This is a genomic window from Bradyrhizobium sp. F1.4.3 (assembly GCF_040548375.1).
Classification (GTDB): domain Bacteria; phylum Pseudomonadota; class Alphaproteobacteria; order Rhizobiales; family Xanthobacteraceae; genus Bradyrhizobium.
On sequence record NZ_JBEPRN010000032.1, the window covers coordinates 24931 to 32187 of the forward strand.

The 7257-nt window shown below is 55.8% G+C and carries 8 protein-coding genes; 4 read left to right on the forward strand and 4 right to left on the reverse strand.

All coding sequences use genetic code 11. The features are described from left to right. The first annotated feature begins 174 nt into the window (after positions 1 to 174). On the forward strand, positions 175 to 453 hold the full coding sequence (locus tag ABIB73_RS36825; RefSeq protein WP_354232307.1) for a hypothetical protein: 279 nt from the start codon (positions 175 to 177) through the stop codon (positions 451 to 453). A gap of 814 nt (positions 454 to 1267) precedes the next feature. On the opposite strand, the gene ABIB73_RS36830 is transcribed toward ABIB73_RS36825, so the two are convergent. Continuing rightward, positions 1268 to 1990, reverse strand: coding sequence for a hypothetical protein (locus tag ABIB73_RS36830; RefSeq protein WP_354232309.1), 723 nt, complete (start codon positions 1988 to 1990; stop codon positions 1268 to 1270). Positions 1991 to 2069: 79 nt separating this feature from the next. On the opposite strand from ABIB73_RS36830, the gene ABIB73_RS36835 reads away from it, so the two are divergent. Further along, positions 2070 to 2804 (forward strand): hypothetical protein, encoded by a 735-nt coding sequence (locus ABIB73_RS36835; protein ID WP_354232311.1) that lies wholly within the window; start codon positions 2070 to 2072, stop codon positions 2802 to 2804. A 589-nt stretch (positions 2805 to 3393) separates the two neighbouring features. On the opposite strand, the gene ABIB73_RS36840 is transcribed toward ABIB73_RS36835, so the two are convergent. Both ABIB73_RS36840 and ABIB73_RS36845 read right to left on the reverse strand, forming a co-directional pair. Then, positions 3394 to 3549, reverse strand: coding sequence for a hypothetical protein (locus ABIB73_RS36840; RefSeq protein WP_354232313.1), 156 nt, complete (start codon positions 3547 to 3549; stop codon positions 3394 to 3396). A gap of 642 nt (positions 3550 to 4191) precedes the next feature. Next, complete coding sequence (locus tag ABIB73_RS36845) at positions 4192 to 4398, reverse strand: hypothetical protein (RefSeq protein ID WP_354232315.1); 207 nt, start codon at positions 4396 to 4398, stop codon at positions 4192 to 4194. 823 nt (positions 4399 to 5221) lie between these two features. Between ABIB73_RS36845 and ABIB73_RS36850 the strand changes: the two genes are divergently transcribed. Next, a complete protein-coding gene (locus tag ABIB73_RS36850) occupies positions 5222 to 5980 on the forward strand; it encodes an SEC-C metal-binding domain-containing protein (protein ID WP_354232317.1) in 759 nt (252 codons plus the stop codon). Between the two features lie 42 nt (positions 5981 to 6022). Here ABIB73_RS36850 and ABIB73_RS36855 read toward each other — a convergent pair whose 3' ends face one another. Next, a complete protein-coding gene (locus ABIB73_RS36855; protein ID WP_354232319.1) occupies positions 6023 to 6400 on the reverse strand; it encodes a hypothetical protein in 378 nt (125 codons plus the stop codon). 201 nt (positions 6401 to 6601) lie between these two features. On the opposite strand from ABIB73_RS36855, the gene ABIB73_RS36860 reads away from it, so the two are divergent. Then, positions 6602 to 6901 (forward strand): hypothetical protein, encoded by a 300-nt coding sequence (locus tag ABIB73_RS36860; RefSeq protein ID WP_354232321.1) that lies wholly within the window; start codon positions 6602 to 6604, stop codon positions 6899 to 6901. The last annotated feature ends 356 nt before the right edge of the window (positions 6902 to 7257 follow it).

Sequence of the window (7257 nt, forward strand, 5' to 3'; positions counted from 1 at the left end):
CTATCATAAACTTCCAGCCTGACGAGGTGGACTAAAGGATCAGCCTGCCTTAGTTTTTGGTCGTGCAATACTCTAACGCATATTATTTCGCGGTTTAATTGTCCAGTATCCTGATTTTAGTGGCATTGCGGCGAAGCCGCCAGGGCTGTCGAAATAGATTGCACGGCGAGAGCGATGGTCGACCCCCTGGATGAAGGTGTGCTCGTTTTGAAGGCATGGATTGACCGGGCTTGGCAATATTTGGGCCAACCGACGCTTACCCGTTTTGAACGACAGGAGATGCGCAATCAAATGAAGGATGCCAATGCGGCGCTGCGTCTCCGTCTTCAAAAATGCGCGGAAAGAGATCGCATGCAGCGCGAATGCTTCAAACATCATCGCACTGCCTCCAATGGCAAGCAGCCAAATATGCGTTTGTTCAACATCGACGGAATCCCACCGGGACAGCTTTGAGTACTCTCTGTTGACAGCAGCCAGGGCATTTTGCTGGCGCCCGCCTTCGCGACCCGGCTACGCGATTCGAAAAATGACCAAAATTCCTCCCGAAACATCGAACAGGCGCTCCTGAGCCGCACCGCAAGAAGTCAGCGATCCGCACGATTGCAAGAGCCAACCCCATTCGTCATCGATATCAATCCAAATCGCGAGTTTACAAAAAAGACCGAGCGGGCCGAAGCTTGGTTTCTTGCTTGCCTGCCGACCTTCGTCCTCCTCTATGCGACACGAAGAATGCGGGTAGACTCCACGGGTCGTGACAAGCTTTGCTGCTAGGCTAGGGAGATACTTAGACCGTTCCAGAGCGGATCAGTGGTTCGCCGAACTCCCACAGACAAACCGCCAAGCAGCGGCACCACCCTCAGGTGTCTCGGCCAGACGCTGCCATTTTCGTTAGCGAAAGTGGGCGGATCGAAAGTGGGCGGGTCTAATGCTAAACGATCCCACGCGTTTCACGCGGATGCGTCAATTTTTCTGCTCGGGAAGAACTGCGTTCAAGTCGAGTACAAGAGGTTCAGACCAATACTAAGAGGACAAAAGCACATCAGCCAAAGTACTTCTTCGAACCGGAAGATCTGACTTGAACCTGACCGACGAAGGTGCGCCTTCCAGAAGATATTGACCAATCTGCAGATCTTTGCAGCCTTCGATCCGAAGATCAATCAAGTGTCGAAGGACAAAAGGGCCGTCGGACAATGTCCAGGAGAAAGCTTGCACGTGCGGTGTTCTAATCCGCGATTGCGCTTGTCTGAATCCTCGGATGGGTTGGCGGTTACCTGAACGGACTTTCGATCGACGTCGTCGATTGCCGGATTCGGCGCACACTCACCGGCGCGCCGTCCGAGACGAACAGCAGTTCGTATTTGCGGCCCTCGTTGTCGGTCGCCGAGCAGGTGATATCAGAGACCCGTTTGGCAGCGAAATTGCCGGTCTGGCGGCAGACGCCGGTGGATATCTGCTCGGCAGGCACTGGCAAACCATCGACTTTCGGCCGGTCCTTGGAGTTGAGCAGCATCCGATCGACCGGCAGCTCGTAGGAATTGTCGTCGGCCCGCTTGCCGTTCTTGCCTGAGAACGACACGACGTGATTGTCGTCCGTGGGATCGTCAACGGCCACCGCGAAGTTGACCCGCCCATTGTCCCCGTGTGCGTAGGCCACTGTCTTGCAGGCGAAGGTGCGGCCCGCGATTTCCAGCGTTTTGCAGTGTCCCGACACTAGCGCCAAAAGATCGATCAAGGAGCCTTGCTCGGCGGTTGCGGATAACGCGTCTGCCGGGTTGCCATTCTGAGTTTGCGCTAAAACCGGCGCTGGAAGAAGCAGCCATGCGGCGACAATAGCAGCAAACAAGATCGGAGGTATGGCTGGCCTTGTCAGGCGATTGGCTTTCTCACTTAAGCTAAAACAAACGCTGGTCACGATAGGAAAATAATCCAACCCCATCCAAGGGCGCAGAAATTTGCGGCCCGAGAGCCGCGCGGCTGGACCTTTCATCATTTAATGGTCCGATCTATTAAATCGTCTTTTTTAAGTGTATTATGGGCATTATTTTTATAGCGCAACTACAATTTCAAGCATGCGATTATCAGGGCTTTTTTTGTTGATTGTCGGAGCATTGCTCTGCGCTTCGATTGCTTGGGCAACTATCGGCTTTTTTGCCATGGCGCTTGGCCTGGTCTGCCTGCAAATCCCGATCACACGAGCCCCGATATCATCGGGGACTACAGCCAGAACGGATGTAATGTCGCTGGCACCAACTGAGCCGATTGCAGTTTCGGCAATTAGTTCGACGCTCACCGCCACTGCGGAAGGTGGCGCTCAGAGGGAAGAACTTGACTGGAACACCTTGGTTGACCGAGACGAGGATCTCGCCAACGTTGAACGTCTTCTATCGCGATATGGGGTGATTTACGTAGATCAGCTTCGCAACCTCTATGGAATTTTCAACAACAAGGCGCTTCTCCCTTCGATCTTGAACTTGATAGTCGAGTCTGCGAGAGATGAAGCAGGGCGGGGGACTGGCGGTCTCGCCGGAACTTCAGCCCCGGGAGGGCACAAACCTGACACGACCGGCTCTCTGGGGAGCGATAAGTCGATTGCGGCCGTCGATTTGATATCGGCGCCGTTCGCGCCTCGGAGCTCGGACGCAAAGCCTTCGAGCGACAAAGAGACGCTTTCGTCCCGCTCTTGTGATCTGCCTAGCGCCGATGTCGCCTCGCTCGAACCGATCAATGAAGTAAGAGCGAGCGTCGATGAAGACGTCGTTAGCTTCACCTATATCTTCGATCAACTAAGTCGAAGCAGGAAATGACACACTAACCGCGTGCCGCCGAGCACGATTTTCTGCGCATTTAGGTTTCGTTCACAAAATCGCGTGGCTGATGAAGTTGATGGCGAGGAGCTTAAGTAGCACTCTCGCGTAGAGCCAGAAGTTCGACCTCGAGTATCACCGGAGGTGCGGGTGTCCGCGTGTTGCGGCGAGCTTTTCCATTTTCCTGGGGCATACACCAGCTCGCGCACTGCGTTATCTGGTGATCTTTCAGCCGCAGCCCCAACGGCTCATCTGAACAGTTTGGCCCGGCTACCTCCGTCTGTGCGGCGACAGTGTTCAAAATCGACCATGAGCCGATTGCGGTTGAGCACAGCCGCTGTTGTAGAGGACTTCATTGCTTGGCCCCTCCCGCCTCGCTAGCGAAAAGCACAGGCCGCGAGATTAGGGACACCCGGCAAGATGTCATAAAACCAACGAAGGCCCAGCCATATATTGCGGCGCTGCGCATATCACTGGTCAAAAGGGAACAATCGATCGTCCTCCGGCAGGGCGGAATAGGCGTAATAGACTAGCGCTGACGCTCCTAGGAGAACCAAAAGAATTGCCGCCGCGATCCACCACATATCGATCAACCGGCGTTCTTAGGTGGCTTCATCGGCGTATCACCTCTCTGTGCCAATTCTTCGACTAGCAACACAACCGCCCTTCGCGTGCCAGGATTCTTGATCTCCTTGAACGCGTTGATCAGACGAAGCATCTCGCGATCGCCATCGTAGTCAGACACGCCTGCTCCTTCCGTTGAACAAATTGCTCTGTTGCAGTTCAGACGTTGTCACATTGCAATTGTTGGGCGAGCTCGCAACAGCGCACCGGAATTAACCTAACGGGTCAAGGTTACCTGCGATCGGGCTTTGAGTATTTTTCCGATCTCGTGCGAGGGACGTCACAGCCGCGGCAGATCGCTAGGATCGCGGACTTCTTGTTGGCAATACTGGCCGCAATCTGGAGCTACTGGTCGAGGCCCGCCTCCGGAAGTGACAGATTCCGCGCGATCCAGAGTATCACCAATAGCTATAGGATTGGCTGCGCGCATCCATGGCGCTTGCTCGACGCCGCAGCTTCAGTGCCAGCTCTCAGGGCAGCCCTGGCTTCGCCCTCTGTGGATGTAACCGCAAGGACCTTGGCTGCTACCACTGCGCGTGTTCAGGCGGCGACGCTGAGGCAGCGTAAGTGAAATATCGGCAATGATCGTGCGTAACGATAGGCCGCGCGGGTCTCGCTCTTGCGCGCAACTGCGCGAAGCGGAAACGGCCCACGGTGATCAAAACGTGAGGTGGATAACTGCCAGCCAACCTGACACTGCAAAGCAGACGGCAAGGCCGGTATACGGCAAAGCTGCCGTGCTCATTGAAGCTCTCCCAAGCAGCTAAGATGAAGCGACGGTGTTTCCGACGCTCGCATCTATGACGAGCCCAAGGGTGTTTCTGGTTACAGCTTGCAGGCGCTGCCGTTCTTGGAGTTCAGTCTCTGCCAGCGCAATGATTCGGCGCAGCCCCCGAACCTCTCGCATGAGCTTCTTCAACTCTTGATTCTGCTCGGAAAAAAGACGCAGACGCAAGTGATCAGGGTCCATTGACGCGTCCTCACAAAAAAATAAAGTCCGTACGACATTATGAGTATCAACAAACTATACCTAAGCGTCTCGCTTGCCGAAATAGCCGATCTCAAATTTAATGAAGATGAACGTAGCCTGCTGAGTTACGATCAGTCTACGACCACCCGTTCCGCTACAAGCGTGCGACTTAACCCTACCGCTCAAGCTTAATTTCGGAGTTCGGTTGCGCGGACCGGCGGACCAAGTAGGTTGCGACCACCGGACATTGCCCCAACGCCCCGTCCGGGCCTACCCCAAACGAAGCCGGCGAGCGATCATACTCCGCTCGCCGGCTTTGTTCTCCCTCGACAAGGTGGAGTTAGACCGTGTGGCCGTACGGGATTGCAGCGCTGTGCGTAGTGTTCCTCGTCGTCGGAATCGTCGCCTTCCTGATCACTAGTTTCGATTTTCCTGAGGAGCCCCGGCTTTAGTCGTACGAAATGGTCAAAGTTGCGCTCGCCCAAGTTCGCCTTCGCAACTGGTTCGTTTTATCGTTGTGTGGGTGCCGACATTACCCGCCGAGTTTGTTCACGAGGCGGGGCGCCATGAATTTGCATGATCGGCATCCGAGTCACTCGCTTTGCGGGAGAACAATACGAAGGTGATGCGGTCCGAGAAGAATATCCGCTACGCCCACACCATTGACGTGGTTATCTTGCGTTTTCGCCAATACCTTAGATCTGCGCCAAGCCGCTCGATGACATGGCCCTTGCGATCCCGGGGGTGTTGCAGTTGAATGCGGGCATTTGAACCCCACTGATTTCATACGTGCGTTGATCAATCTCATTTCCGGAGATCGATAATGGTGGAAGACATTTTCGCTCAATTGGCCGCCATTCGGCAATCTCTCGAGGCTGAGCTGAAGAACGAGGCAAACACGGCTACATCCGACGCAAAGGGCGGGGGCCGACCTCAGGCCAGCGAACCGAATGACGTCGAAGCGGAGGATGGACCGACAAAGCGGAACGCGCCTTGCCCGTGCGGCTCAGGCAAGCGGTTTAAGCATTGCCACGGACAACACAGGGGTGCCCCGCCGGTAGAGACCCCCCCGCCACCGCGCGAGATTGCATTTACCACCGCTCTCGAAATTTCAAGGGTACCAACTGGCAACGATAAACCGTTAGCGGCCGACATCGGTCCTCTCCCGCAAGGCAGTCCACCAAACGTGTCAGATCGGCGCGACGCCGAGAAGCGCGAATTGCTCGATCTTCAGGGACAGCCAAGCTTGGGTGGAGACGCAACCGGGCTTTCTACAGAACGCGAGTTATCTTCCCCGGAGGAGGCCGAGCCCCGTCAGCAACCAGAAGTCGCGCCGAGCGAACGCAGAGTCTCGAAAGCAATGGAGATGATTGTTGCCGGCCATGTAAAGGTAAAGAACCGCCGCGCTCTGGTGGACCTCCTTGCTCATCGGCACAAGGTGCTGGACGAGCTGCGAGCGGTCTCGGACATAAATCCCGCAAACGTGGTTCGGACCGTCCTGGACGAAATCGCTCTCATCGAGGTTGGGCTTGAAGAGCTCAACCCGCCGCCTGGCACGCTGCCGGAGAATGAGTGGAGGTAAACGCGAGCTGTCACCGGCGGGGAATGTCTGGCAGTTTGATCTCTATCGGACTTCGGATAGTCGTCCCTCGGTTGAGCCGGCAGCTTCCGGCAGCCCTTTGCTGGTTGGTGGCGAGCAACCGCGGCAGATGATCAACTTGGCTGCCAGCCGTTTGTCGCGATCGGCATCTATCTTTCTCTGGGCGGCAAACCACTCCGAACTGCGCGGCGCCAAGCGCGCGAGCAGCGCATCCTCTTTAACAACGAGATCTATCGTCGCCGCAGCATTTGCCAGGCGCTGGCGAGGCGGTGGTGCCGGTAGATTAGGATTTCGGCCAAGTCCGTCCCACGCAATAGAGCCGCCATTCTGCGGAAGCGGTCCAACTGCGCATGCCGATAGGGTGATGCCCATCGTCAAGATGCAGAAAATGCGGTTGATCATTGCTGCCCTCGCACGGTTCCCAACGCCGCTTCTACCCGATCAAGATTTATGGTTAGTAAATTCTTAATGGTGGATTTTTCGGGAGGGCCACTCGATAGCTATTTATCTGGAACGGATCGAATTGCTTTGCGGTACAACCGGCGGTATCTATAGGCAATGTTACGAAATCTAATTGCTTTGGCCGCTTGGGTTGTATTTGGGTTGACTGTTCTCGCGACATTGTCCCCCGTTGGCCTCCGTCCCGAGACGGGGCATGTTCGAATTGAACGCTTCGCGGCCTACGCTTTGCTCGGTACCTTGTTCGTGGCCGCCTACCCTCATCACTTCACTCGGGTAATGTCGCTTGTCTTGGCTGCAGCCGTTTCTCTCGAAGCGTTGCAACACCTGACCCCTGATCGTCACGGCCATCTGATCGACGCCATGGAAAAAATTGCTGGTGGCGTTGCTGGATGCAGTTGCACCCGGCTGATGCAGATTGTGAGCCGGAAGCTCCGGCGCTAGCTTAACAGGTGTCGTGTCGCGACAATGTCCCCTGAGGCTTAACCTTGAAAAGTGAGGTTAATCCGAAGATGGAATTGCGGCAGTTGATCGCGCCGGGTTATTGCTCCACGCGCCGGGCGGGCTGGTCTTTCCCAAAGTCATCTACCCCGAGACCACGATTTTAATCGTCCGGCATGGGCCGCCAGCGATACTCCCGCCAAATCTGGCGACCGCCCGCACCTCGCGGTGAGTGGCACTTCTTTCAAATGTAGCCAGGAGCACCGAAGCGTGTTCCGCCCGGCTCTGTCTGGGCCTGGGGCAGTGTGGCGCCTTGCGGCTTACGATTTCTTTACCGGTACAATTCGTGTGCCGGTTTT